The organism is Phycicoccus jejuensis, assembly GCF_000720925.1.
Classification (GTDB): domain Bacteria; phylum Actinomycetota; class Actinomycetes; order Actinomycetales; family Dermatophilaceae; genus Phycicoccus; species Phycicoccus jejuensis.
Window position 1 is genome coordinate 1 of the sequence record NZ_JOEE01000014.1, and the last position, 25,001, is coordinate 25,001.

Consider the following 25,001-nt stretch of genomic DNA (forward strand, 5'->3'; position numbering starts at 1 on the left):
CAACAGAGCCGGTGGCGACCCCACCTCGCCCCCGACGGCACCGTCACCTGGCACGGCCCCGACGGCGCCAACCGCACCACCGAACCCCCAGCACCGCACGACCGGCTGAGCCCGGGGCGTCAGCGGGGCGACAGGACGACGAGCTCGGTGCCGGACGGGTCGACCAGGGTGACCGAGTCGCCCTCAGCGAGAACGGTATCCACACGGACAGCGCCCAGACGTTCGAGCTCGGCGACGGCATCGGCGAGGTCGGTGCCCGCCGCAGCGACGACCTCCATCCGGGTGCGGCTCACCCCGTCCTTCGGAGCCACCGGGCCGCCACCCCACGCGACCTTCGTGCCGCCGGCCGGCAACTGGACCGCCGTCTCGTCGTCCTCGTCCCACACCAGAGGCCAGCCCAGCGCCTCGCTCCAGAACACGCCGGTCGCCCGACCACCGTCCCCGGCGACCTCGCCGAGCAGCCCGGTGCCCGCGAGGAAGCGGTTCCACGGCGGGATGACGCACAGCGCGTTGCCCTCGGGGTCCGCGAGGACGACGTGCTCCTCGTCCGGCTGCTGCCCCACGTCGAGGTGCCGGCCGCCGAGCGCGAGGACCCGCTCGACCGTCGCGGCCATGTCGTCGGTCGAGGTGCTCGTCACGTGGAGGTGGTGACGGCTCGCCCCGGACGGCGCGGCCGCGCTGCGGAACCGGAGGGCGACGCACCCCGGGTCGGACGGGACCACGGTGACCGCACCGGGGCGGTCCTCGGCGGTCGTCCAACCGAGGACTCCGGCCCAGAACCGGGCGAGGGCCACCGGGTCCGCCGCGTCGACGACCAGGGCCTCGAGCTGCACGGTCATCCGGGATCCTCCCCGTCGTCGGTGACGCCCCGACGCCAGGTCCGTCGGCGGCCACCGGCAACATGGTTTCCCGCAGGACGCCCGGCCGAGCCGGTGTCGGTCGGACGTGGTGGAATCGCGACGTGCTCGTCCTCCGCCGCCCCGCCACCGCCTGGGTGGCCGCGCCGGCGCTCGACCCGCAGCAGCAGGCGGCGGTCGACGCCGACGACCTCGTGGTCCGCGTCCTCGGGGCGCCGGGCACGGGGACGAGCACGGTCGCGGTCGAGCGCGTGGTGCGCGCCGTCCGCGAGGGGGCCCCCGCCGACTCCTGCCTGCTGCTCGCCCCGACCCGCCTCGCGGCCGCCCGCCTGCGCGACGTCGTCACGGCCCGGCTCGGCGGCACCACGTCGACCCCGCTCGCGCGCACCCATCAGTCCTTCGGCTTCGGCGTCCTGCGCGAGGCGGCCGCCCTGGCCGGGGACCCGGCGCCCCGCCTGCTGAGCGGCCCCGAGCAGGACGTCATCCTCCGCGAGCTCCTCGCCGGACACGCCACCGGCTCGGCCCCCACCCCGCCGTGGCCGAGGTCGGTGCTCCCCGCGCTGGCCACCCGCGGCTTCCGGGCCGAGCTGCGCGACCTGCTGATGCGTGCCCTCGAGCTCGGCCTCACCCCGCCCGACCTCGAGCGCCTCGGCCGCGAGCACGGCGTCCCCGAGTGGGTCGCCGGCGCCGCCGTCCTCGCCGAGTACGAGGACGTCACCGCGCTGTCCGCCCCCGGGGCATGGGACCCCGCGACCGTCCTCACCGCCGCCGCCGACCTCCTCGAGGAGGACAGCGAGGCGCTGAGGCGGATGCGCTCCCGCCTGCGCCTCGTCGTCGTCGACGACGCCCAGGAGCTGACACCGGCCGCGGTCCGGCTGGTCACCGTGCTCACCCGCGACAGCGGCGTCCCGGTGGTCCTCACCGGCGACCCCGACGCCGGGACCCAGACCTTCCGCGGCGCCGACCCCCGTCTCTTCGTCACGGCCTGGCCGGACGCCGCGACGCACGTCCTGCGGACGGGTCACCGCTGCACCGCGCCGGTGGCCCGCGCCGCCGGGCGGGTCGTCGCGCACGTCGGCGTCGTCGGCGGGGCCGCCCACCGGGCGCCCGAGCCCGTGGCCGGCGACGGCGCGGTCGAGGCGCACCTGCTGCGCACCGGTGCCCAGGAGTCCGCCTTCGTCGCGGGGCTGCTGCGCGAGGCCCACCTGCTGCACGGCGTGCCGTGGTCCCGGATGGCCGTCGTCGTGCGCGGCGGCTCCCGGACGGCCTCGCTGCGACGCGTCCTGCGTTCCTCCGGGGTCCCCGTCGACACCGCGACGGCCGAGCTCCCCGTCCGCGACGAGGTGGCCGTCCGGCCGCTGCTCACCCTGCTCGCCTGCGCCCTCGAGGTGGTGGCCGGCGCCGACGAGCTCGACCCCGACACCGTCGTCGACGTGCTCTCCTCCCCCCTCGGCGGGGCCGACGCCGTGGGCCTGCGCCGCCTGCGGCGGTCGCTGCGCCGGCTCGAGCTCGACAGCGGGGGCGGGCGGACGAGCGACGTGCTCCTCGCCGAGGCGGTGCTCACGCCGGCCGCTCTCGACCACGTCGGCCCCGAGGCGCGCCCGGCCCGTCGCGTGCACCGCGTCCTCGCCGCCGGGGTCGCGGCGCTGCGCGACGGCCTCGGGGTCGAGGAGGTCCTCTGGGCGATGTGGTCGGCGGCCGGCCTCGCGGACGCGTGGCGTGAGGCGGCGCTGGCCGGGGGGCCGGCCGGGCAGCGCGCCGACCGCGACCTCGACGCGCTCATCGGGCTCTTCGACGCCGCCGCCCGCTACGTCGACCGGCTCCCGGGCGCCCGGCCCGCGGACTTCCTCGAGCACCTGCGCGGGCAGGAGGTCGCCGGCGACACCCTCGCGGCGCGGGCCGCCACCGGTGAGGCCGTCGCGCTGCTCACCCCCGCCGCGGCCGCCGGGCTCGAGTGGGACCTCGTCGTCGTCGCCGGGGTGCAGGAGGGGGCCTGGCCCGACCTCCGGCTGCGCGGCTCGATGCTGCGCTCCACCGACCTCGTCGACGTCGTCACCGGCCGCGACCCCTCGCCCCGCGCCGCGCGCACCCAGGTCGCCCACGACGAGACGCGCCTGTTCCACGTCGCCGCCACCCGGGCGCGTCACCGCCTCGTCGTCACCGCCGTCCGCAGCGAGGACGAGCAGCCCTCGCCCTACCTCGACGTCGTCGACCCCCGCCCCGACGCCCGCCCCCTCACCGACGTCCCGCGTCCCCTCACCCTCCCCGGCCTCGTCGCCGAGCTGCGGCGCGCGCTCGTCGACCCCGACCCCGCCCTGCGCGGCGCCGCCGTCACGACGCTCGGCCGGCTCGCCCGCGCCGGTGTCCCCGGCGCCGACCCCGCCCAGTGGTGGGCCCTGCGCGCCACCACCGACGACCGCCCCCGCCGCACCGACGACGCCCCGGTCCGGGTCTCGCCGTCGACGATCGACCGGTTCGGGCAGTGCGGCCTCCAGTGGCTGCTGCGTACGAGCGGCGGCGACGGCCCCTCGATGGGCGCCCAGGACATCGGCACCCTCGTCCACGAGGTCGCCCACGACCTCGGCGACGTCGACGCCGCGACCTACGCCGCCGAGCTCGAGGCGCGCTGGGGGCGGCTCGGCCTGCCGCCCGGATGGCTCTCGCGCCGCGACCTCGGCCGGGCCCGCGAGATGACCGCGCGGCTGGCCACCTACCACCGCGAGGCGAGCGCCGAGGGCTGGCGCCGGGCCGCGTCCGAGGAGCGGATGCGGGTCGCGCTCGGCCGGGCGGTCGTCGCCGGCACCGTCGACCGCATCGAGATCGGGCCCGGGGGAGCCGTGCGCGTCATCGACCTCAAGACCGGGTCGCGCAAGCCGACCAAGGACGAGCTGGCCCGCAACGGCCAGCTCGGGGCCTACCAGCTCGCCGTCGAGGAGGGCGCCTTCGCCGCGCACGGCACGGGGTCCGGCGGCGCGGCCCTGCTCCAGCTCGGGCGGGCCGCGAACCGCTCGACGACGCTCCAGGTGCAGGCACCGTTGAGCGCCGACCCCGAGCCGACGTGGGCCCGTGACCTCGTCCTGCGCACCGCCGACGGGATGGCCGCCTCCACCGTCGTCGCGACCCCCTCGCGCGACGTGTGCGGCACCTGCCAGGTCAAGGACTCCTGCCCGGCACAGCCGGAGGGGAGGCGCCTGTGACGACCACCGACCTTGCTGCGGCACAGGCGCCCCCGCGCTGGAGCGCCGTCGCGCTGGCCGAGGCGCTCGGCCAGTCCTACGCCCCGACCCCCGAGCAGGCGGCGGTCATCGAGGCGCCGCTGCGGCCGCTGCTCGTCGTCGCCGGCGCCGGCTCGGGCAAGACCGAGACGATGGCCGCCCGCGTCGTGTGGCTCGTCGCCAACGGGCTCGTGCAGCCCGACGAGGTCCTCGGGCTGACCTTCACCCGCAAGGCCGCCGGCGAGCTGTCCGAGCGGCTCGCGGCGCGCCTGACGACGCTGCGCGAGGCCGGGCTCTGGACCCCCGCGCCGGAGGCCGGCGCCGCGGTCCTCGACGACACCCCGACCGTCTCGACCTACCACGCGTACGCCGGGCGCATCGTCCGCGAGCACGGCCTGCGCCTCGGGGTCGAGCCCGAGAGCCGGCTGCTCACCGAGGCCGCGGCGTGGCAGTTCGCGCACGAGGCCGTCGTCGCCTGGGACGGGCCGATGGACGCCGTCGACAAGGCGGAGTCCACCGTCACGACCGCCGTCGTCGACCTCGCCGGCGAGATGGCCGAGCACCTCGTCGAGCCCCGGCAGGTCGCCGAGCACCTCGCGGAGGTCGTCGACATCCTCGACACGCTGACCAAGCCGGACGGCTCGCGCAGGCGCACCAACCCGATGCGCGACACCGTCGACGTCCTGCGCGCGCGGGCCGCCGTCGTCCCGCTCGTCGAGGCCTACCACGCGCTCAAGCGCTCCCGGGACGCGATGGACTTCTCCGACCAGGTGGCGCTCGCCGCCCGGCTCGCCCTCACCGTGCCCGAGGTGGGCGCCGCCGAGCGGCAGCGCTTCCGGGCCGTCCTCCTCGACGAGTTCCAGGACACCTCGGAGGCCCAGCTGCAGCTGCTGCGGGCGCTGTTCGTCGCCCCCGGCGAGCCGGTCCCCGTCACCGCCGTCGGCGACCCCCACCAGTCGATCTACGGATGGCGCGGCGCCTCCTCGACGACCCTCGACCGCTTCCGCTCCGACTTCCGCGACCCGGCCCCCGCCGAGGTCCTGCACCTCTCGACGAGCTGGCGCAACGACCGGGCCGTGCTCGCCGCCGCCAACGTCGTCGCCGCCCCCCTCGCGTCGACCACCCGCGTGCCCGTCCAGCGGCTCGTCGAGCGCCCCGGCGCCGGGCCCGGCCACGTCGCCGTCGCCCGCCTCGGCACGCTCGAGGACGAGGCCGCCCACGTCGTCGGCTGGCTGCGCGCGCGGATGTCCCGGCCCGGACGCCGCACCGCAGCCATCCTGTGCCGCAAGCGATCCCAGTTCGACCCGGTCGTCGAGGCGCTCGAGGAGGCCGGGGTGCCCCACGAGGTCGTGGGCCTCGGCGGGCTGCTGCACACGCCCGAGGTCGCCGACCTCGTCGCGCTCCTCCACGTCGTCGCCGACCCCACCCGCGGCGACCGGCTGATGCGCCTGCTCACCGGCCCCTCGTGCCGGCTCGGCGCGGCCGACCTTGACGGGCTCGGCGAGTGGGCCCGCGTCCGCCAGGGACGCCACCGTCCCGAGCGCGGCGCCGACCTCGCCCCCGACGCCGCCGACGAGGCGAGCATCGTCGAGGCGCTCGACGCGCTGCCGCCGCCCGACTGGGTGGGGGAGGAGGGGCAGCGCCTCGGCCCCGCCGCGCTGGCCCGGCTGACCGGCCTCGGCGCGTGCGTGCGCCGGCTGCGCGGCCTGACCGGCCTCGGCCTGCCCGAGCTCGTCGCGGAGGCCGAGGTCGCGCTCGGCCTCGACATCGAGGTCCTCGCCCGGCCGGGGTACTCGACCGGTGCGGCCCGGGCGCACCTCGACGCCTTCGCCGACGTCGCGGCCACCTTCGCCGCGAGCGCCGACCGGCCGGGGCTCGGCGGCTTCCTCGCCTGGCTCGAGGCGGCCGTCGACGAGGAGCGCGGCCTCGACCTCGGCTGGGTCGAGGCCCGGCCGGACGCCGTCCAGGTCATGACCGTCCACGCGGCCAAGGGGCTGGAGTGGGACGTCGTCGCCGTGCCCGGCCTCGTCGAGTCCTCGTTCCCGGCGCACTCGGCCACCCAGAGCCGACCGGTCGGCGACGCGTGGGGCCACGGCGACCCGAACGACAAGGCGTGGCTCGTCGGCCTCGCCGCGCTGCCGCACGACCTGCGGGGTGACCGCGACGGCCTGCCCCGCTTCGGCTGGGCCGACGGCCACGACTGGGAGAGCGCCGCCGAGGCCCTCGCCCGCTTCACGGCCGCCTCGGCCGACCACGGCATCGCCGAGGAGCGCCGCCTCGCGTACGTCGCGACGACCCGCGCCCGCCTCGACCTCCTGCTCACCGCCCACGTCTGGGGCTCGGCCGCGTCCCCGCGCGTCACCTCGCGCTTCCTCGAGGAGGTGCGGGTCCTCGAGGGGGTCGCCCCGGGGCCGTGGGCGGAGCTGCCGCCCACCGACGACCCCAAGCCGCAGAACCCGCGCACGGCGCAGGCGGTGAGCGTGCTCTGGCCGACCCCCGACCACGTCGCCCGCCGCGACCTGCTGCTCGGCCCGGCCCGCGAGGTGGTCGCGGCCGCCGCCGATCCCGAGCCCGCCACCGGCGCCGGCCCGTGGGACGCCGAGGTCCGGATGCTCCTCGACGAGCGCGGACGCCGCCGGGACGGTGCCGACGTCGACGTCGTCCTGCCGGCCCACCTCTCGACCTCGGCCCTGGTCTCCCTCGCCGAGGACGCCGAGGCCTACACGAGCCGGCTGCGCCGCCCGATGCCGCAGCCGCCGGCGCTCGCGGCGCGCCGGGGCACGGCCTTCCACGCGTGGGTCGAGGAGCACTACGCGCGGGCGGCCATCGTCGACGTCGACATGCTGCCGGGGTTCGCCGACGACGACGGCGCCAGCGAGGACCTCGACGCGCTCCGGGAGGCCTTCCTCGCGTCCGAGTGGGCCGGGCGCACCCCGCTCGAGGTCGAGACGAGCGTCGAGACGGTCATCGACGGCATCGCCGTGCGCGGGCGCATCGACGCTGTCTTCGCCGGGCGGGGCGCCGACGGCGAGCCCGAGTGGACGGTCGTCGACTGGAAGACCGGGCAGCCGGCCACCGGCGCGCGGGCCCGGGCCCGCGCGGTGCAGCTCGGCGCCTACCGCCTCGCGTGGTCGCGGCTGCGCGGGGTCGACCCGCAGCGGGTGCGCGGCGCCTTCTTCCACGCGGCGACCGGCGAGACCGTGTGGCCCGACCTGCCGGACGAGGCCGAGCTCAGCCGAGCTCTCGCCGCGGCTCGCTGACCTCGTCGGCGTCGTCCGTGACCTGGTCGGCGTCGTCCGTGACCTGGTCGGCGTCGTCCGTGACCTGGTCGGCGTCGTCCGTGACCTCGTCGGCCTCCGCGGTGACCTCCGGCAGGTCGTCCTCCTCGTCGTCGTCGACGACGAGCGCCGGCGGGGGAGCGGGGCGCGAGCGCGGGGTCACGGGGGCGAGGGAGGTGCGGCGGTAGTCGTCCTCGCCGCGCTCCATCGCCACGTGGACGGCGTCGTCGAGCCGGCGTAGCTGCGTCGAGAGCACCTCGACCGCGGGCACGTCCTTGCGGGCGAGCGCGCCCATGAGGCGGCCGAGCATCCGCAGCTCGGCGCCGAGCCGGGCCCGCACGAGCAGGTTGACGTCGGGTCGCTCGACCCGCACGTGGGCGTAGGCCTCGAGCACGGTGTCGACGGCCTCCGGCGAGGCCTCGGCGACGAGCGCGGCGAAGTCGTCGGCCGGGTCGGCGACCTGGGCGTCCTCCCAGCCGGTCATCGCCTTGACCCGCCCGGAGGCCGCGTCGTGCGGGTCGTCGAAGACGGCGAGGACCTCCTCGCCACCGAGGTCGCCGTGGGTGGGGGTCGCGGCGAAGCGCCACAGGGCGACGTCCTCGAGGGCCTCCTCCCAGCGGGTCAGGAGGGTCGTCGGGACCCGGCCGGTCTCGGCGGCCCGGTCGAGCTCCGCGAGGCGGCGGGTGCGGTAGGCGTCGGCGTCGTAGGCCGGCAGCCCGGCCTCCTCGAAGAGCGCGGGGTCGGTGTTGTGCAGCGCGCCGATCGCGCGGCCGAGCTCGGCCGCCAGCCCCGGCCCGTGCGGCAGGGCGGAGAGGTCGAGCGCGTGCCCCGGCAGGTAGGGGTAGACGGCCGCCCGTCCGCCGGTGCCGAGGTCGACGAAGCCACGCGGCGCGGGCACGGCGAACGGCAGACGGCGCGCGAGCAGGCCGAGCAGCGCGACGGAGCGGTCCATCTCGGCGCCCGCGACCTCGGTGCGGGGGACGCGCACCACCCAGCGGCGGTGCTCCTGGTCCTCGACGAAGGCGACGTCGAAGGCCTGCCCGGGGAGGGAGGGGAGTGCCTCGACGCTCACCGGGTCCAGGCCCGGGACGGCGGCACTGGCCAGGGCGGCGAGCTGTACGGGGCTGCGGTCCACGTGCCCCACGGTAGGCCGTGCCCGCCACCTAGGCTGGGAGGGTGGCCCGTGCCGAGCGAACTCTTCCCGACGTCGCCCTCACCCGGCGCACCCTCGACCGGCACGCGGAGCGACGCGGCGACCCCGACCTGACGCCCCGCCTGCTCGCGGACCCGGCGACGCGCGTCGTGCACCTGTGCGGTGACCGGGTCCCGGTGACGACCGACGACGACGGCGTCGTCCGCGTCGTGACCCGGCCCCCGGTCGCGTCCGACGCCGGGCACCTCGTGGTCTACCTCGGCGAGCACGAGGGGGCGCAGTACGTCGGCGTGGTCGAGGACGGGCCGGACGCCGCGGACGAGGTCGAGCCGGACCCGGGCACGGCGACGCTGCGCGAGGTCGGCGCACACGTCGACGACCTCGGGGCGGCCCTGTTCGCCTCCACCCTCGCCCTCGCCAACTGGCACCGGGTGCACGGCTTCTGCCCGCGCTGCGGGTCGCGCACCCGTCCCGTGCAGGCCGGCTGGGTGCGGCGCTGCGTCGCCGACGGCAGCGAGCACTACCCGCGCACCGACGCCGCGGTCATCATGGCCGTCGTCGACGACGACGACCGGCTGCTCCTGGCCCGCGGGCGCGGCTTCCGCACCCGCGGGATGTCGGTGCTCGCCGGGTTCGTCGAGCCGGGGGAGACCCTGGCCGGCGCCGTCGCCCGCGAGGTGGCGGAGGAGGTCGGCGTGGAGGTCGACGACGTGCGCTACCTCGGGGACCAGCCGTGGCCCTTCCCGTCCTCGCTCATGGTCGGCTTCACCGCCCACGCACGGGGCACCGACCTGCGCCTGCAGGAGGACGAGATCGCCGCGGCCCGCTGGTTCACCCGCGAGGAGCTCGCGGCGGCGGTGGCCGACGGCTCGGTCGCGGTGCCGGGCCGGGTGTCCATCGCCCGGCGCATCGTCGAGCACTGGTACGGCGGCCCGATCGAGGCGCCGGAGGTCACCTCGATGCGCTGAGCCGCCGGCGTCCGCTCAGCCGAGGCGGCTGCGGACCTCGGCGAGCGAGGGGTTGGTGGCGGCGGTGCCGTCGGGGAAGAGGACCGTCGGCACGGTCTGGTTGCCCCCGTTGACGAGCATGACGAAGTCCGCGGCGTCGGGCTTGCGCTCGATGTCGACCTCGGTGAACTCGATGCCCTCGCGCTCCATCTGGGACTTCAGGCGGCGGCAGTAGCCGCACCAGGTGGTCGTGAACATCGTGACGGTGCCGGGGGCCGGGTTCGCGGGAGCGCTCATGGCCACGTCAACAGCGGGGGCCCCCGGGTCCTTCCCGACGCGGGCGTCGCCCGGCCCGGGGGAGCGTCGGGGGCGAGACCTAGGATCGACCCCGATGACGATCCTCCCCGTGCACCCCGGCGCCGACGACGTCCTCGACGCGCTCGACCCCGAGCAGCGCGAGGTCGCCTCGCACCCCCTCGGGCCGATGGCGGTGCTCGCCGGCGCGGGCACCGGCAAGACGCGCGCCATCACCCACCGCATCGCGTACGGCGTGCTGTCCGGGGCCTACCAGCCGCAGCGCGTCCTGGCGGTCACCTTCACCGCCCGCGCCGCCGGAGAGATGCGCACCCGGCTGCGCGACCTCGGGGTCGGCGGGGTCCAGGCGCGCACCTTCCACGCCGCGGCGCTGCGGCAGCTGCACTACTTCTGGCCGCAGGCCATCGGCGGCGCCGCCCCCGAGGTGATGCCGCACAAGGCGAGCGCCGTCGCCGAGACCGGCGGCCGCCTGCGCCTCGGCCTCAACTCGGCCGGCGTCCGCGACGTCGCCGCCGAGATCGAGTGGGCCAAGGTCTCGATGCTCACCTCCGACACCTATGCCGCCGCCGCGACGCGGGCCCGGCGCGAGCCCCCGGCCGGCCTCGACGCCACGGCGATGGCCCGGGTCATCGAGGGGTACGAGAGCGTCAAGACCGAGCGCGGCGTCATCGACTTCGAGGACGTCCTGCTCCTGACCGCCGGCATCCTCGGCGAGCACGAGCAGGTCGCGCGGGCCGTGCGGGCGCAGTACCGGCACTTCGTCGTCGACGAGTACCAGGACGTCAACCGCCTCCAGCAGACCCTCCTCGAGCTGTGGCTCGGCGAGCGCGAGGACGTGTGCGTCGTCGGCGACCCCGCGCAGACGATCTACTCCTTCACCGGGGCCTCCCCGGCGCACCTCCTCGGCTTCCGCTCGCGCCACCCGCAGGCCCGGGTCGTCGAGCTCGTCCGCAACTACCGCTCGACCCCGCAGGTCGTCGGGCTGGCCAACCTCGTCCTGCGCAGCCCCGGGGGCGGGCGCCGCTCCGGCTCCGTCGAGCTGCGCGCCCAGCGCGAGGACGGCGTCGTCCCCGAGCTCCTCGTCGCCGACGACGACCCGCACGAGGCCGACCAGGTCGCCGAGCGGATCCGGGGGCTGCTCGACGCGGGCCACCCGGCCTCCGAGATCGCCGTGCTCTTCCGCACCAACGGGCAGAGCGAGATGCACGAGTCGGCGCTGGCCGAGCGCGGCATCCCCTACCTCGTGCGCGGGGGCGAGCGCTTCTTCTCCCGCCGCGAGGTGCGCGAGGCGATCGTCCTGCTGCGCGGCGCGGCCCGCAGCGATGACGGCGAGGTGGCGCTGCCCGACCTCGTCCGCGACGTCCTGCTCGGGGTCGGCTGGACCCGCGAGCCGCCGACCTCCGGCGGAGCCGCGCGCGAGCGGTGGGAGTCGCTCTCGGCGCTCGCCGCTCTCGCGGACTCCTTCGCCGCCACCGACCCCGAGGCCCGGATGCCCGCCCTCGTCCGCGAGCTCGACGAGCGCGCGGCCGCCCAGCACGCCCCGACCGTCCAGGGCGTCACCCTCGCGTCGCTGCACGCCGCCAAGGGCCTGGAGTGGGGCACGGTCTTCCTCGTCGGCTGCTCCGACGGGCTGATGCCGATCACGATGGCCGAGACCCCCGACGAGATCGAGGAGGAGCGCCGGCTCCTCTACGTCGGCGTCACCCGCGCCCGCGACCGGCTCGTCCTGTCCTACGCCCGCGCCCGCACGCCCGGTGCCAAGGGCACCCGCCGGCCCTCGCGCTTCCTCGACGGCACCGAGTCCGTGCTCGGCGAGGCGGCCCGCAGCCGGCCGAAGCAGTCGGCGAAGAAGGCCCGCGGGCGCGAGCGGGCCGCCCTCCCGACGACGTGCCGCGTGTGCGGGGGAGGCCTCGCCACCGCCAAGGAGCGCACGATCGGCCGGTGCACGGCCTGCCCGCCGACGATGGACGAGCAGCTCTTCGAGGAGCTGCGGGCCTGGCGCCTCGCCACCGCCAAGGAGCTCGACGTGCCGGCGTTCGTCGTCTTCACGGACGCCACGCTCACGGCGATCGCCGAGCGCGAGCCGGCCGACGCGGCCGAGCTCTCGCGCATCGCGGGGGTCGGCCCGGCCAAGCTGGAGCGCTTCGGCGAGGCCGTGCTCGATCTCGTCAGAACTTTTTCCGAGGCCCAGAACGCCTGAGGCACAACGGTTTCGGATCGCTGTGCGGAGAAAAGTCACGGGCGACCCGTTTTAATCCGTTGCCGAGGTTCCGCGGGCCCCCCTACAGTTGCTCGCAACACCTCGCGTGCCCGCCCGGGCACCGACACGACCGAGACCGCGAAGGAGGGTTGGACCGATGGAGAAGACGATGACGACGAACGGCACGGCGATGGCTGCTGCCCGCGAGACCGGCACGACCGTCTGGTACGGCTCCAACACCGCCCACGCGGTCGATCTCCGTCAGGTCCAGGGGCGCACTGTGTCCGCTGCCGACCTCGGCATGCGCGACCGCGCCGTCGCCGGTGAGGCCACCGGCTTCGGCATCGCCGTCCCGTCCACGGGATCCGTGTACCCACGCCTCGAGGCACCCCCCGTCTGACCACCAGACAGGGCCACCTCGAGGCCGCGGATCCCCCCAGGGATCCGCGGCCTTTCTCTTTGCCCGCACGGCCCGGGCGCCGCTCCACCGACCACCACAGCACGCGAGGACCAGCAGCCATGACCGCAGTGAGCGACCGGACCGACACCGACCGCCCGCCCAGTACCACCCCGCGCCACACCCGGCGCTCGACGAACGGAGGTGACCCCCCGATGCAGCTGACCGATCTCCTCGACCTGCAGGACCCGGACGTCATCGACGGCGAGGGCATCCCCTGCCGCGAGAACGACGCCGAGCTCTGGTTCGCCGACACCCCGGAGGGGGTCGAGTTCGCCAAGGCCCTGTGCCGCACCTGCCCGGTGCGCCGCAGCTGCCTCGCCGGCGCGCTCGAGCGGCGCGAGCCGTGGGGCGTCTGGGGTGGCGAGTACTTCGTCCAGGGCGTCACCGTGGCGCGCAAGCGGCCCCGGGGCCGCCCGCGCAAGACCGAGGTCGCGGCCTGACCGCGGCCCCGACCACCAACGCACACAAGCACTTCCGACAGGAGAACGACATGTACCACCGACGGATGCAGCGGATCCGTCGCGTCGTGCACGAGCGCCGCGCCCACGAGGCGCAGCGGGTCGAGCGCGAGGCGGCCAACCGCGAGCAGATGCAGGCGGTCGTCCACGCCATCGTCCGATGAGGGCCGGCGTGCACACCGCGGACCGCACCGCCCCCGGCACCACGCCGGGGGCGGTGCCCGTCCCACCCCTGCGCGGGCGGGACTTCTGGCGCGCCGTGGTCGCCGACGTGCTGGCTACGCTGGCCCCATGGCCGCGCTGACGATCGCCCAGGACCCCGCCGCCGACCGCGTCCTCTCCGAGGACCCCTTCGCGCTCCTCACCGGGATGCTCCTGGACCAGCAGTTCCCGATGGAGCGTGCCTTCGCCGGTCCGGCCAAGGTCCTCGAGCGCTTCGGCACCCTCGACCCCGCGGCCCTGGCCGCGGCCGACCCCGAGGCCTTCGCCGACCTCTGCGCCACGCCGCCGGCCGTCCACCGCTACGGCCGGTCGATGGCCGGGCGCATCCAGGACCTCGCGGTGGTCGTCCGCGACGAGTACGACGGCGACGCCTCGCGCCTGTGGACCACCGCCTCGACCGGCCGCGAGCTCGTCACGCGCCTCAAGGCCCTGCCCGGCTTCGGCGACCAGAAGGCGCGCATCTTCGCGGCCCTGCTCGGCAAGCAGCTGGGGGTGCGCCCCGACGGCTGGCAGGAGGCGTGCGGCGCCTACGCCGAGACGGGCTCCTTCCGCTCGGTGGCCGACGTGGTCGACCCCGACTCCCTCCAGAAGGTCCGCGACTTCAAGAAGGCGGCCAAGGCCGCGGCGAAGACCAAGGGCTGAGCGTGAGCGACGCGGCGGGGGAGGAGCGACCGGTCTGCGCGACGTGCGGCAGCACGCCGGCGGACTCCGAGGCCGCCGCCCTCGCCCGGCTCACGTGGAGCCGCGGCACCGAGAGCGGTCGCGAGGTCTGGACCTGCGCGGCGTGCAGCCGCCGGCACCTGCGCAGCATCGAGGGCAAGCTCGACTCCGCCTGGTGGTGAGGGGTCAGGCGGCGTCGGGGTCCGGGGGGAAGCGGGACTCGTCGACGCCGGGCAGGTAGGCGCACACCATCTCGCGCAGGGGCACCGTGCCGCCGATCTGGCTGAGCACCCCGATGCCCCCGAGCCACACCCGGTGGATGAGGAGGTAGTCGGGCGGCAGGTTGAGCTTGAGGCCGATGAGGAACTGCGGCCGGCGCGGGTCCTGGATCTGGGCAGCCGCGCCCCGCAGCCACTCGCGGGTGGGCGTGAACTGCTCGTGGAGGATCGGCTCGACGAGCGGCTGGAGGTACTCGACGAGGCCGTCGGGGTCGATCTGGATGCCGGGGCGGATGAAGCCGGCGCGGCGCAGGACCGCGACGAGCCCCTCGCCGTCGCCGGCGAGGCTCGCCGTGAGGATCTCGCCCATCTCGGGCGGCATGCCCTGGGGGAGGCGGTTGACCGCGCCGAAGTCGAGGACACCGAGGCGCCCGTCGGGCGTGATCCGGAAGTTGCCCGGGTGCGGGTCGGCGTGCAGGAGGCGGGCCCGGGTGGGGGCGCGCAGCTGGAACTCGAGGTAGAGCGAGGCGGCCTCGTCGCGCTCCTCCGGCGTCCCGTCGGCGATGACGCGGGCGAGCGGCGTGCCCTCGACCCACTCGGTGACGAGGACCTGCGGCGACTCCACGAGGACGTCGGGGACGAGCACGTCCTCGTCGTCCCGGAAGGCGCGGGCGAAGTGCCGCTGGTGGCGGGCCTCGAGCGAGTAGTCGAGCTCCTCGCTCATCCGCGCCCGCAGCTCCTCCATGATCGGCTTGACGTCGATGCCGGGGACCCACGAGCCGGCCATCCGGGCCATCCGCGAGAGCTGGTTGAGGTCGGAGAGCAGCGCCTTGCCCGCCCCGGGGTACTGGATCTTGACGGCGACCTCGCGGCCGTCGCGCCACACGCCGCGGTGCACCTGGCCGATGGAGGCGGCGGCGGCCGGGACGTCGTCGAACTCGACGAGCTTGGTCGTGGCCCAGCGCGGCCCGAGCTCCTGGGCGAGGATGCCGTGCACGCGCTCGGCGCCCATCGGCGGCCCCGACTCCTGGAGCTTGGTCAGCGTGGCGCGGTAGGGGCCGAGCACCTCCTCGGGCATCGCGGCCTCCATGACCGACAGCGCCTGGCCGAACTTCATCGCGCCGCCCTTGAGCTGGCCGAGCACCGCGAACATCTGCTCGGCGGTGCGGGCCTGGAGCTCGGCGGCGACGGCCTCGGCCGGCTTGCCGCCGACCCGCTTGCCCATGCCGAGGGCGGCCCGCCCGGCGTGGCCGAGGGGCAGGCCCGCGAGCCGAGCGGCCCGGGCGATGGAGGAGCCGGGGATCTCCCGGTCGCGTTCGCTCACCCCGCCATTCTCACCGACGCACAGCCGCACCCGGGCCGGGAGGTCCAGACCCGGTGCACGACGGTCGTGCCTTGCGGGCCGATCTCGGTCGAGACGCCGCCGAGCGCGGCGTCCCCGGCGAGGGTCGCGAGGGCGGTGACCGTGGCCACCGCGGCGGCGAGCACGACGGCCCCGGCCCCGAGCGCCGCCGCCGCACCGGTCGGCCGTGGGGGCGGGGTGACGCAGACGAGGCACGGCGTGCGGCCGGGGAGCACGAGCGGACCGACGTCGACCCCCGCGGTGTGTCGGACGACGGGCAGCAGGGCGACGTCGTGCGCCTGCCACGGCGCCCCGAGCCACGGCGCGCTCCACCACTCGGGCGGCCCGTGCTCGGCGACGAGCACGACGAGGTCGGGCCCGGGCAGGCCGGCGACGAGCGCGAGCTCGGTGGCGTCGGCCTCGTGCGCCCCGGCGCGCACCGGCACCCCGCAGCGGCGCAGCCGGCCCGCGGTCTCGGACGCGAGCACGCCCCACCCGTCGACGACGACCCGCACCCGCTCCATCGCTGCCTCCTGCCCGGACCCCTGGCGGCATCCTGCCCGGCCGGGCGCCTCCACCGCGGGCGTCGTCCACAGGCCCCGGGCACGGCGACGGCCCCGGACCGTCGTGGTCCGGAGCCGTCGTCGAGGGTCGGCCGCTCAGGCCTTCCCGAGGATGCGGTTGAGGTTCGTCCCGCACACCGGGCACTGCCCCTTGGCCATCCGCCGGCCGTTCTCGGAGACGACGACCTTCCCCTCCGCCTCGCGCTTCTCCTTGCACTTCACGCAGTAGAACTCGCCCTTGTAGGTCTCGTCAGCCATCGACGTACTCCTTGTCACCGGCCGGGAACCCGTCCGGAGTGGTGTACCGCCCCCCGGGGGCGGCCTGGACCGTCCCACAGTAGCCACGCGGGGGGTCGCTGCCCACGTGACGCGCGGCCGGGGCGGGCCGCGGCGTCCTCGCTGGTCACGCGCGTCCCACCGGCCCCACGGTCACCGCAGTGCGTAGAGTCGGGGGGTGGCCACGCGGGACGTCGAGGTCCGCCGCAGCCGGAGACGCCGCCGCACCGTGAGCGCCTACCGGGACGGCGGACGCACGGTCGTGCTCATCCCCGCCTCGTTCTCGGCCGCCGAGGAGGCCCGCTGGGTGGAGCGGATGCTCACACGGCTCGAGCGCGGCGACACCCGCAGCGCCCTCGGCGACGACGCGCTCGCCGCTCGAGCCGCCCGCCTGTCCGAGCGCTACCTCGGCGGGCACGCGCGGCCGAGCAGCGTCCGGTGGGTGTCGACGATGGAGAAGCGCTGGGCCTCGTGCACCCCGACGGACGGGACGATCCGGGTCTCCGACCGGCTGCGCGACGTCCCGACACACGTCCTCGACTACGTGCTGCTCCACGAGCTCGCGCACCTGCTCGTCGCCGGCCACGGCCCGGCCTTCTGGCGGCTGCTGGGCTCCTACCCGCGCCTGGAGCGCGCCCGCGGGTTCCTCGACGGGCTCGCGCACGCCTCGGGGATGCCGACCTCAGAGGAGCCCGAGGGCCCGGCGGCCGGCCTCGACGAGGGGTGAGAGCTCGGCGCGGGTGCCCTCGGGCAGCGCGTCGACCGGCCACCAGCGCACGTCGTGCGACTCCGCGCTGACCCGCGGTACGGCGTCCGCGGCGGCCCGGGCGACGTAGCGGACGTCGAGGTGCTCGCGGCAGCGCCCGAAGTCGCCCTCGAGGGTGTGCCGGTCCAGCTGCACCGGCGCGGGCAGCGGCTCGAGGTCGGGGATGCCGGACTCCTCGCGGGCCTCGCGGCGCGCGGCGTCATAAAGCGTCGCGTCGCCCGGCTCGAGGTGGCCGCCCAGCTGGAACCACTGCCCGGCCCGCCGGTGGTGGGTGAGCAGGACGTGCTCGCCGGTGGCGTCGACGACGAGGCAGGACCCGGTGAGGTGCGCGGGCGGCCCGGCCTTGGCCACGCCGTCCGGGTGCGCCGCGAGGTGGGTCAGGTAACCGCGGCGCAGCTCCTCCTGCTCCGCGTCCGGCGCCGACCAGCGGTCGAGGACGGCAGTGGCGTCGGCGTGCAGGTGGGCGTACTCGCGGGCGGGGTCGACGGGGTCGGTCACCGGTCGCCCTCGCCGCGCAGCAGCGCGTCGAGCTCGGCGTCGAGGTCGTCGGTGGCCGGCGTGGTCGACCGCTCGGCGTAGCCCAGCGGGTCGTCGAGGTCGGCCGAGGACGGCGCGAGGTCCGGGTGGCGCCACGCGGCGTCGCGGCCCTCGGCACCGGCCCGGTCCTCCAGCGCCCGGAAGAGGTTGGCGGCGTCGCGCAGCCGGCGCGGACGCAGCTCGAGCCCGACGAGCGAGCCGAAGGCCTTCTCGGCCGGGCCGCCGCTCGCGCGGCGCCGGCGCACGGCCTCGCCGAGGGCGTCGGCGGCCGGCAGGTGACCGGCGACCGCGCGCTCGGTCACGACGTCGACCCAGCCCTCGACGAGGGCGAGCAGCGTCTCGAGCCGGCCGAGGGCGGCCTGCTGCGCGGGGGAGTGCTGCGGGTTGAACAGCCGCCCCTGCAGCGCCTCCTGGACCGCCTGGGGGTCGGAGGGGTCGATCGAGCGGACCGCCTCCTCGATGCCGTCGGTGTCGATGGTGATGTCGCCGGCGTAGTCGCGCACGGCCGCGCGCAGGCCGGCCGAGAGCCACGGCACGTCGGCGAACAGGCGCACCCGGGCGACCTCGCGCACCGCGAGGTACAGGCGGGCCTGCGGCTCGTCGACCTCGAGGCCGTCGGCGAGCTCGCGCAGGGCCTGCGGCATGAGGACGACGTCCGGGGCGGGCACGAGCGGGAGCGAGACCTCGCAGCCGGTGACGACCTCCCCGGCGAGGGTCCCGACGCCTTGGCCGAGCTGGAGGGCGAACATCGAGCCGTGCATGCGGCGCAGCATCGGGCCGGCCTGGTCGAGCATCCCGGACATCCCCGCGGGCAGGGCGTCCTCGGGCAGGTCGGAGAGCTGGCGGGTCATCGCCGCGGTGACGGCGTCGGTCACGCCCTCGGCCACCGGCTCGACGAGGTCGGTCCAGACGGGCATCGTCGCCTCGACCCACTCCGCACGGCTCCACGCGGTGCCGCGCAGCGCGGGGGCGGTGAGGTCGGTGACGGCGTCGAGCCAGAGGTTCGCGACGTGCACGGCCTCGGCGGCGGCCCGGCGGTCGGCCTCGGCCGCGAGGGCGTCCCCGGCGGCCGCGACGGTCTTGCGCGCGGTGTCGGTGGCCAGCGCCGGGTCCAGCGTGCTGTCACCGGGCGGGGCCGCGAACATCGCCTGCACCTGGGACATGACCATCTGGAGCATCTGCGGGTCGATCCGGTCCAGGCCCATGTTCCGCATCATCGCGACCATCTGCGGGTCGAGCTCGGCGCCGCCGGTGAGGCCGCGCAGCATCTGCTCCAGCTCCGGGGGGAGGTCGGGGGTCTCGTCGTCGTCGGCGTGGTCGGTCACGGCCGGTCTCCTGCAGGTCGGATGAGAGGATGGGCGTCTGTCGTACCCAACCACGGCCGCGCGCGAATCGTTCCGGCGGCCGTCCCCCGAGGAGCCCCATGGCCACCGATGACTCCGCGGTCGCGCTCGTCGCGGTCCGCGACGAGCCGCTGTCCGTCGACGAGGCGCTGGACGCCGTGCGCCACCCCGCGTGCGGTGGCGTCGCGCTCTTCGTCGGGCTCGTGCGCGACCACGACCACGGCGACGCCGTGACCGGGCTGGAGTACTCGGCGCACCCGAGCGCCCTCGCGACGATGCAGGAGGTGTGCGAGCACGTCCTGGCCTCCTCGGACGCCGTCCGGGTGGCCGCGGTCCACCGCACCGGGACCCTCGCCATCGGCGACCTCGCGGTCGTCGTCGCGGCGTCGGCGCCGCACCGCGGCCAGGCCTTCGACGCCTGTCGGGCCGTCATCGACACCCTCAAGGCGCGCACGCCCATCTGGAAGCACCAGTCCCTCGGTGACGGCTCGACCGAGTGGGTGGGGCTGCCGTGAGCCTGGGCGTCCCCCCGCCCTCCGCGCGTGGCGGCCGGCTCGCCGCGACCCTCCTCACCTCGCTCTTCGTGCTCGTCGTCCTCGCCGCCGGGATGACGTTCGTCGGCCTGCCCTACGTCATCCTGTCGCCCGGCCCGGCCACCAACGTCCTCGGCCAGGTCGACGGCAAGCCGGTGCTGTCGGTCCAGGGGGCGCAGACGTACCCGACGCAGGGCGCGCTCGACTTCACGACCGTCGCCTTCGAGGGCGGTCCCGGACGCACGGTGACGATCTACGACCTCGCGGAGGCGTGGTGGCGCGGAGACAGCGACACCGCCCCCGAGAGCGACTACTTCCCCGACGACACGACCGCCGACGAGGTCCAGGAGCAGAACGTCGAGCTGATGAACGAGTCGCAGGTCGTCGCGGCCGCGACCGCCCTGCGGGCCCTCGGGAAGCAGGTGACGACGCACGTCGCCATCGCCGACGTCCCGGACGGCAGCCCGGCGGCCGGGGTGCTCGAGAAGGGCGACGTGCTCCGGAGCGTCGACGGGATCGACGCGTCCGACCCGGATGCGGTGCGCGGCGCGGTCCGCGAGCACCGGCCGGGGGAGAAGGTCGCGCTCGTCGTCGAGCGGGACGGCCTCGAGAAGCGCCTGTCCGTGACCACCGGCGACGTGCAGGGCCAGCCGGTCATCGGCGTGCTCCTGCGCACCGACTACGACCTGCCCGTCTCCGTCACCCTCAACACCGGCCAGGTCGGCGGGCCCTCCGCGGGCCTGATGTTCACCCTCGCGATCTACGACGCCCTGACGCCGGGGTCGCTGACCGGTGGCCAGCGCATCGCCGGCACCGGGACGATCGCCGACGGCGGAGCGGTCGGCCCCATCAGTGGCATCCGGCAGAAGATGGTCGGCGCCCACGAGGCCGGAGCCCGCTGGTTCCTCTCGCCCGAGCAGGACTGCGCGGACGCCGTCGGCCACGTGCCGGACGGGATGACCCTGCTCAAGGTGACGACGTTCGACGACGCGAGGACCGCGGTCGAGGGCATCGCGAAGGGCGACACCGCCGGCCTGCCGCGCTGCGGCTGAGGCGGGCTCGCCGGCCCGGGCGCGTCAGTCCAGGGTCGCGCGCAGGGCGTGGACGATGCCCGGCGCGAGGTCCTCGCCGAGGGCGACCTCGTCGTCGCTGTCGTGCGCCCGCTGGCGCAGCAGGCAGCGCGCGGCGCCGTCGCGCGTGACGGCCACGAGCAGGCGCACGTCGGCGCGGTCGGGGTGCGCGGCGACGGCGCGCACCGCCTCCTCGGGATCCTCGGGCAGGTCGCGCTCGGCGGCCGGCGGGAGGACGACCCGCTCCACGGCGACCGCGCAGCCGGCGACCTCCGCCGGCCAGGCGATCCGGCCGAGCAGCTCCTCGAGCCCGGTGGCCTCGGGGAGCTCGTCCTGCTCGATGGCCGAGAGGGCGCCGGCCACCGCGTCGTGGGTGGCCAGACCCTGCGCCAGCTGCGGCTCGCGCTCGACGAGCTCGGCGGTGTGGACCAGCGCGAAGAGCCGGACCGGCTGGTCCCACCCGGAGCGGGCGACGTGCCGCTCGGTGTCGAGCGCGGCGAGGGTCAGGGGGTCGGTGACGGGGCGTCGGTCGGGGCTCACGGGCTCCATGGTGCCCGACGCAACCTTTCCCGCCCTCCGCGCGTTCGGGTGTGCGAGATAGGTTGACCTCACCCATCGCACGACGACCCCGGCACACGGGACGAGGAGAGCTGTGAGTCGCTCGGACTGGTTCGACGGACGCGACCGCCCGGACGGACCCGGTGACGGGTCCGGGCGCGCCGCCGAGGGAGGCCGCCCCGCGCGGCCGCGCCGGAGGGGCCCGCTGCTGCCCACCCTGCTCGTCCTCATCGGCCTGGCCGTGGTCGGCGGCATCGCCGCCGACCTCCTGACCGACGTCTGGTGGTACGAGTCGGTCGGCTACCGCAGCGTCTTCACGACCGAGCTCGCCACCAAGGCGGTCATCTTCGTCCTCGCGTTCGTGCTGACGGCGGGTGCGGTCGCGGCCTCGCTCGTCGTCGCCTTCCGCACCCGGCCGATCTACGTCCCGGTGACGCCGGCCCAGCAGGTGCTCGAGCAGTACCGCCAGGCCATCGAGCCGCTGCGCCGGATCGCGCTGTTCGCGATCCCGGGCGTCCTCGGCCTGCTCGCGGGCTCGGGGTCGATGGGGGCCTGGCGCACGTACCTGCTCTGGGCCAACCGGCAGCCCTTCGGTGTCACCGACCCGCAGTTCGGCCTCGACGTCGGCTTCTTCGTCTTCACGCTGCCGTGGCTGCGCTTCCTCGTGAGCTTCCTGACCGTCGTGCTCGTGCTGACCTTCCTCGCCGGCGCGTTCACCCACTACGTCTACGGCGGCCTCCAGCTGCCGGGCCGCGGGCCGTCGACGCGGGCCGCCTACGTGCACCTCGGCGTCGTCGGCGCGCTCATCGCGCTGACCCGCGCCGGGTCGTACTGGCTCGACCGCTACTCGCTCTCGACGCAGAAGGGGTCGCTGCTCACGGGCATCACGTACACCGACGCCAACGCGGTCCTGCCGACCAAGGCCATCCTCGCGGTCGCGGCGATCATGTGCGCGATCTTCTTCCTCGCCGCGATCTGGAGCCGCAGCTGGCGGCTGCCGATCATCGGGGTCGGGCTGCTCGTCGTCACCGCCGTCGTCGCGGGCACGATCTACCCGGCGCTCATCCAGTCGCTGCGGGTGCGGCCCTCCGAGCGTTCGCTCGAGGCGACCTACATCGACCGCAACATCAAGGCCACGAGCGCGGCCTTCGGGCTGGACCGCGTCGAGCGGATCGAGAACACGGTGCCGGCGCAGGCGCCGTCCGAGAACACGCTGCGCTCCAACGCCGAGGCCATCCCCGGCGTGCGCGTCATCGACCCCAACGTCGTCGCACCGACCTTCCGCCAGCTCGAGGGCGAGCGCGACTTCTACGCCTTCCCCGACACCCTCGACGTCGACCGCTACACGATCGACGGCCGGGTCAACGACGCCGTCGTCGCCGTGCGCGAGATGAACCTCTCGGGCCTGCCGGACAGCCAGCGCAACTGGATCAACGACCACACGGTCTTCACCCACGGCTACGGCTTCTACGCGGCGTACGGCAACCAGCGCACCGCCGAGGGCGACCCGGTCTTCTTCGAGGGCGGCACCCGCAACAACCTTGGTGAGTACGAGCCGCGGATCTACTTCGGCGAGCTGTCGCCGTCGTACTCGGTCGTCGGTGCCCCCGCCGGGGCGCAGGCCAAGGAGTACGACCGTCCGGGCTCCTCGGAGGGGTCGTCGGTCAACAACACCTACAGCGGTGGAGGCGGCGTCTCGATCGGCTCGACGTTCCGCAAGCTCGCGTACGCGATCAAGTACCGCGAGGCGAACTTCTTCCTCTCCAACGCGGTCAACGACAGCTCGCGCATCCTCGACCACCGCACCCCGCAGGAGCGCGTCGAGCGCGTCGCGCCCTGGCTGACCCTCGACGGCAACGTCTACCCGGCGGTCGTCGACGGGCGGGTGCAGTGGATCGTCGACGGCTTCACGACCTCGTCGGCCTACCCGAACAGCCGCCTCGTCGACCTCGCGAACGCGACGTCGGACTCGGTCGCCCAGCGCAGCAACGTCGTGCAGGTCCGCACCGGCGAGGCCAACTACGTGCGCAACGCCGTCAAGGCGACCGTCGACGCGTACGACGGCTCGGTCAAGCTCTACGGCTGGGACACGAGCGACCCGATCCTCAAGGCGTGGAGCCAGGCCTTCGGCAACACGGTGCGCCCGATCTCCGAGATCTCCGGCGACCTGATGTCGCACATCCGCTACCCGCAGGACCTCATCAAGATCCAGCGCGACCTGCTCAACGAGTACCACATCACCAACCCGGACGACTTCTACACCGGCAACGACCGCTGGCGGGTGCCGCGCGACCCCTCGCTGTCGACCCAGGACATCCCCGTGGTGTTCCAGTCGATCGCGCTGCCGGGCGAGGACCGCGCCTCGTTCTCGATCACCTCGCCGTTCGTGCCGGCGAGCAACGCCGAGGGCGGCCGGGAGATCCTCCGTGGCCTGCTCGCCGTCGACGCCGACGCCGGGTCGACCGCGGGGGAGCGGGCCGAGAACTTCGGCAAGCTCCGGCTCGTCGAGTACTCCTCGAACCAGGCGCCGTCCGGACCGGGCCAGGTGCGCAACCAGATCCAGAACTCCAACGTGCGCTCGCAGAACCCCGCGGAGCAGCTGGGCCTCGCGCAGTACATCACCAACAACTCCAGCGGCGGCAAGAAGCTGACCTTCGGCAACCTGCTGACCTTCCCCCTGCAGGGCCGCACCTTCTACGTGCAGCCGGTCTACGTGCAGGCCTCGGAGGGCTCGGGCTCGTTCCCGCAGAACAAGATCACCGTCGCCGTGTACGGCTCGAACGTCGCCTGGGGCGACACCCTCGACCAGGCCATCACCGGCCTCTTCGGCGAGGGCCAGGGCGACACGGGCGGCAACGACGGCGGCGGCAGCGACGGCGGGGGCGGCGGCGGCACGCCGACCGACCCCGGCACGGGTCTGCCGCAGCAGCTGAGCGCGGCCATCGCCGAGATCCAGGCGGCCTACCAGGCCGGCCAGGAGGCGCTGAGCAAGAGCGACTTCACCGCCTACGGCGAGGCGCAGGAGAAGCTGTCCGCGGCGATCGCCAGGGCCGACGAGCTCGCCCGCCAGCTCGGGACGACGGCGCCGACCCCGACGCCCTCGGCGTCCCCGTCGGCCTCGCCGTCCCCGGCGCCGTCGGCGTCGACGACCGCCAGCGCCGGATGACGCAGGGCTCCGCCGGGGCCGATTTGGTCCCGGCGGAGTCCATCGTCTAACCTCGAGACATACCGAGCGCGCCCCCCGGGGTGCGACTCACCACGACGCGGGGTGGAGCAGCTCGGTAGCTCGCCGGGCTCATAACCCGGAGGTCGCAGGTTCAAATCCTGCCCCCGCTACTGGACTCGTTACGGACGAGTCAGAAGACCCCCACATCTTGTGGGGGTCTTCTGCGTAGACACCAAATGTGGGACGAGGTCTACGGTCAACAATTCTGATTGTTGGTTCGTTGCCTCTCACGAGTCGCCGATGACCCAGGTCGAACCAGATGCATCAGCGAGGCGTCGGAGCGCTGACGAGCTGCGCTGGGCGAGCTCTTTGTGTGATGCCCCAGGTCAGCCTGGGTCGGAAGTCCCCGACGAAACCGGTGGCCATGGTTCTGCATGCCTGAGGTTGCGGGCCAGGAAGCCGGTCATCGGCCACACCATCCGTAGCCCGCACGGCTCCGACCACGGCCACAATTCCACGTCGGCAGTGAACGAATCTCACGGTGCGATGGGCCAACCACCTCTCGTCAGGGGGCGCGCGCTCTTAAGCCGCCGCTGGTGCTTCGCACGCGCGAGGCGTCCAAGCTATCGACGTCTTTAGTTCCTCATCCACCTGCCGTCCCACTAGGCCGCTGCCGAGGGTGGGCCGACCTCGAAGACACCAGACAGCCTCGGCGGCGCCACCGCGTGGCCGAGGCGTCGTGTGGGCCCCCGCCGTGGTGAGCCCAACTACTTGCCCGTCCCTGGCCGTCGTTGAGCGTCGCTACTCTCCTCGAACGGGGATCAACCAGCCAAGCGGATGCGCAGCGTGCCTGAAGCACACGGA

The 25,001-nt window shown here is 75.3% G+C and carries 22 protein-coding genes and 1 tRNA gene; 14 read left to right on the forward strand and 9 right to left on the reverse strand.

Features of this window, described 5'->3' with window-relative positions:
* Window positions 1-119: 119 nt before the first annotated feature.
* Window positions 120-839, reverse strand: a complete 720-nt coding sequence (locus IG69_RS0118605) for a VOC family protein (RefSeq protein ID WP_030529672.1) — start codon at window positions 837-839, stop codon at window positions 120-122.
* 122 nt (window positions 840-961) lie between these two features.
* On the opposite strand from IG69_RS0118605, the gene IG69_RS0118610 reads away from it, so the two are divergent.
* Together IG69_RS0118610 and IG69_RS0118615 are read left to right on the forward strand one after the other, a co-directional pair.
* A complete protein-coding gene (locus IG69_RS0118610; RefSeq protein ID WP_030529673.1) occupies window positions 962-4,054 on the forward strand; it encodes an ATP-dependent helicase in 3,093 nt (1,030 codons plus the stop codon).
* Entirely contained in the window at window positions 4,051-7,332 is a 3,282-nt protein-coding gene (locus tag IG69_RS0118615) for an ATP-dependent helicase (protein ID WP_030529674.1), read from the forward strand. Before IG69_RS0118610 ends, IG69_RS0118615 begins: the two co-directional genes overlap by 4 nt.
* Here IG69_RS0118615 and IG69_RS20550 read toward each other — a convergent pair.
* Window positions 7,304-8,485 carry a phosphotransferase gene (locus IG69_RS20550; protein WP_051750744.1) on the reverse strand — a complete coding sequence of 394 codons (1,182 nt, stop codon included), beginning with the start codon at window positions 8,483-8,485 and terminating at the stop codon, window positions 7,304-7,306. The two genes, IG69_RS0118615 and IG69_RS20550, sit on opposite strands and share 29 nt — an antisense overlap.
* A gap of 41 nt (window positions 8,486-8,526) precedes the next feature.
* On the opposite strand from IG69_RS20550, the gene nudC reads away from it, so the two are divergent.
* Complete coding sequence (gene nudC / locus IG69_RS0118625; RefSeq protein WP_030529676.1) at window positions 8,527-9,471, forward strand: NAD(+) diphosphatase; 945 nt, start codon at window positions 8,527-8,529, stop codon at window positions 9,469-9,471.
* A 15-nt stretch (window positions 9,472-9,486) separates the two neighbouring features.
* On the opposite strand, the gene IG69_RS0118630 is transcribed toward nudC, so the two are convergent.
* A complete protein-coding gene (locus IG69_RS0118630) occupies window positions 9,487-9,747 on the reverse strand; it encodes a mycoredoxin (RefSeq protein WP_030529677.1) in 261 nt (86 codons plus the stop codon).
* 94 nt (window positions 9,748-9,841) lie between these two features.
* Here IG69_RS0118630 and IG69_RS0118635 point away from each other — a divergent pair, with 94 nt between their 5' ends.
* From IG69_RS0118635 to IG69_RS0118665, 6 genes are all read left to right on the forward strand, one after another.
* Window positions 9,842-11,965, forward strand: coding sequence for an ATP-dependent DNA helicase UvrD2 (locus IG69_RS0118635; RefSeq protein WP_030529678.1), 2,124 nt, complete (start codon window positions 9,842-9,844; stop codon window positions 11,963-11,965).
* A gap of 157 nt (window positions 11,966-12,122) precedes the next feature.
* Window positions 12,123-12,365, forward strand: coding sequence for a hypothetical protein (locus IG69_RS0118640; RefSeq protein WP_030529679.1), 243 nt, complete (start codon window positions 12,123-12,125; stop codon window positions 12,363-12,365).
* A 212-nt stretch (window positions 12,366-12,577) separates the two neighbouring features.
* Window positions 12,578-12,865: a WhiB family transcriptional regulator gene (locus IG69_RS0118645; RefSeq protein ID WP_030529680.1), complete on the forward strand. Its 288-nt coding sequence runs from the start codon at window positions 12,578-12,580 to the stop codon at window positions 12,863-12,865.
* A gap of 50 nt (window positions 12,866-12,915) precedes the next feature.
* Window positions 12,916-13,047 (forward strand): hypothetical protein, encoded by a 132-nt coding sequence (locus tag IG69_RS23150; RefSeq protein WP_256437940.1) that lies wholly within the window; start codon window positions 12,916-12,918, stop codon window positions 13,045-13,047.
* Window positions 13,048-13,174: 127 nt separating this feature from the next.
* On the forward strand, window positions 13,175-13,747 hold the full coding sequence (locus tag IG69_RS0118660) for an HhH-GPD-type base excision DNA repair protein (protein WP_030529681.1): 573 nt from the start codon (window positions 13,175-13,177) through the stop codon (window positions 13,745-13,747).
* Between the two features lie 2 nt (window positions 13,748-13,749).
* Complete coding sequence (locus IG69_RS0118665) at window positions 13,750-13,947, forward strand: hypothetical protein (protein WP_030529682.1); 198 nt, start codon at window positions 13,750-13,752, stop codon at window positions 13,945-13,947.
* A gap of 4 nt (window positions 13,948-13,951) precedes the next feature.
* On the opposite strand, the gene IG69_RS0118670 is transcribed toward IG69_RS0118665, so the two are convergent.
* The 3 genes from IG69_RS0118670 to IG69_RS22570 form a co-directional block, all read right to left on the reverse strand.
* The gene (locus IG69_RS0118670; protein ID WP_030529683.1) at window positions 13,952-15,307 is read right to left on the reverse strand and encodes an ABC1 kinase family protein; all 1,356 of its coding nucleotides are present in this window, start codon (window positions 15,305-15,307) and stop codon (window positions 13,952-13,954) included.
* Window positions 15,304-15,849: a hypothetical protein gene (locus IG69_RS0118675; protein WP_030529684.1), complete on the reverse strand. Its 546-nt coding sequence runs from the start codon at window positions 15,847-15,849 to the stop codon at window positions 15,304-15,306. The genes IG69_RS0118670 and IG69_RS0118675 overlap by 4 nt, the downstream gene beginning before the upstream one ends.
* Before the next feature lie 135 nt (window positions 15,850-15,984).
* Window positions 15,985-16,146 carry a DUF5679 domain-containing protein gene (locus IG69_RS22570; RefSeq protein ID WP_013493366.1) on the reverse strand — a complete coding sequence of 54 codons (162 nt, stop codon included), beginning with the start codon at window positions 16,144-16,146 and terminating at the stop codon, window positions 15,985-15,987.
* Between the two features lie 196 nt (window positions 16,147-16,342).
* Between IG69_RS22570 and IG69_RS0118685 the strand changes: the two genes are divergently transcribed.
* Entirely contained in the window at window positions 16,343-16,891 is a 549-nt protein-coding gene (locus IG69_RS0118685) for a M48 metallopeptidase family protein (protein ID WP_030529685.1), read from the forward strand.
* On the opposite strand, the gene IG69_RS0118690 is transcribed toward IG69_RS0118685, so the two are convergent.
* Together IG69_RS0118690 and IG69_RS0118695 are read right to left on the reverse strand one after the other, a co-directional pair.
* On the reverse strand, window positions 16,847-17,428 hold the full coding sequence (locus tag IG69_RS0118690) for an NUDIX hydrolase (protein ID WP_030529686.1): 582 nt from the start codon (window positions 17,426-17,428) through the stop codon (window positions 16,847-16,849). The genes IG69_RS0118685 and IG69_RS0118690 overlap by 45 nt on opposite strands.
* Complete coding sequence (locus IG69_RS0118695; protein ID WP_051750745.1) at window positions 17,425-18,792, reverse strand: zinc-dependent metalloprotease; 1,368 nt, start codon at window positions 18,790-18,792, stop codon at window positions 17,425-17,427. Before IG69_RS0118695 ends, IG69_RS0118690 begins: the two co-directional genes overlap by 4 nt.
* A 98-nt stretch (window positions 18,793-18,890) precedes the next feature.
* On the opposite strand from IG69_RS0118695, the gene IG69_RS0118700 reads away from it, so the two are divergent.
* The gene (locus tag IG69_RS0118700; protein ID WP_030529688.1) at window positions 18,891-19,325 is read left to right on the forward strand and encodes a molybdenum cofactor biosynthesis protein MoaE; all 435 of its coding nucleotides are present in this window, start codon (window positions 18,891-18,893) and stop codon (window positions 19,323-19,325) included.
* Window positions 19,322-20,395, forward strand: coding sequence for a YlbL family protein (locus IG69_RS0118705; RefSeq protein WP_245616199.1), 1,074 nt, complete (start codon window positions 19,322-19,324; stop codon window positions 20,393-20,395). The genes IG69_RS0118700 and IG69_RS0118705 overlap by 4 nt, the downstream gene beginning before the upstream one ends.
* Before the next feature lie 24 nt (window positions 20,396-20,419).
* Here IG69_RS0118705 and IG69_RS0118710 read toward each other — a convergent pair whose 3' ends face one another.
* A complete protein-coding gene (locus IG69_RS0118710; protein WP_030529690.1) occupies window positions 20,420-20,962 on the reverse strand; it encodes a PPA1309 family protein in 543 nt (180 codons plus the stop codon).
* A gap of 103 nt (window positions 20,963-21,065) precedes the next feature.
* On the opposite strand from IG69_RS0118710, the gene IG69_RS0118715 reads away from it, so the two are divergent.
* Together IG69_RS0118715 and IG69_RS0118720 are read left to right on the forward strand one after the other, a co-directional pair.
* A complete protein-coding gene (locus tag IG69_RS0118715; RefSeq protein ID WP_030529691.1) occupies window positions 21,066-24,137 on the forward strand; it encodes a UPF0182 family membrane protein in 3,072 nt (1,023 codons plus the stop codon).
* Window positions 24,138-24,233: 96 nt separating this feature from the next.
* Window positions 24,234-24,307 (forward strand) — tRNA-Met (locus tag IG69_RS0118720).
* Window positions 24,308-25,001: the final 694 nt, after the last annotated feature.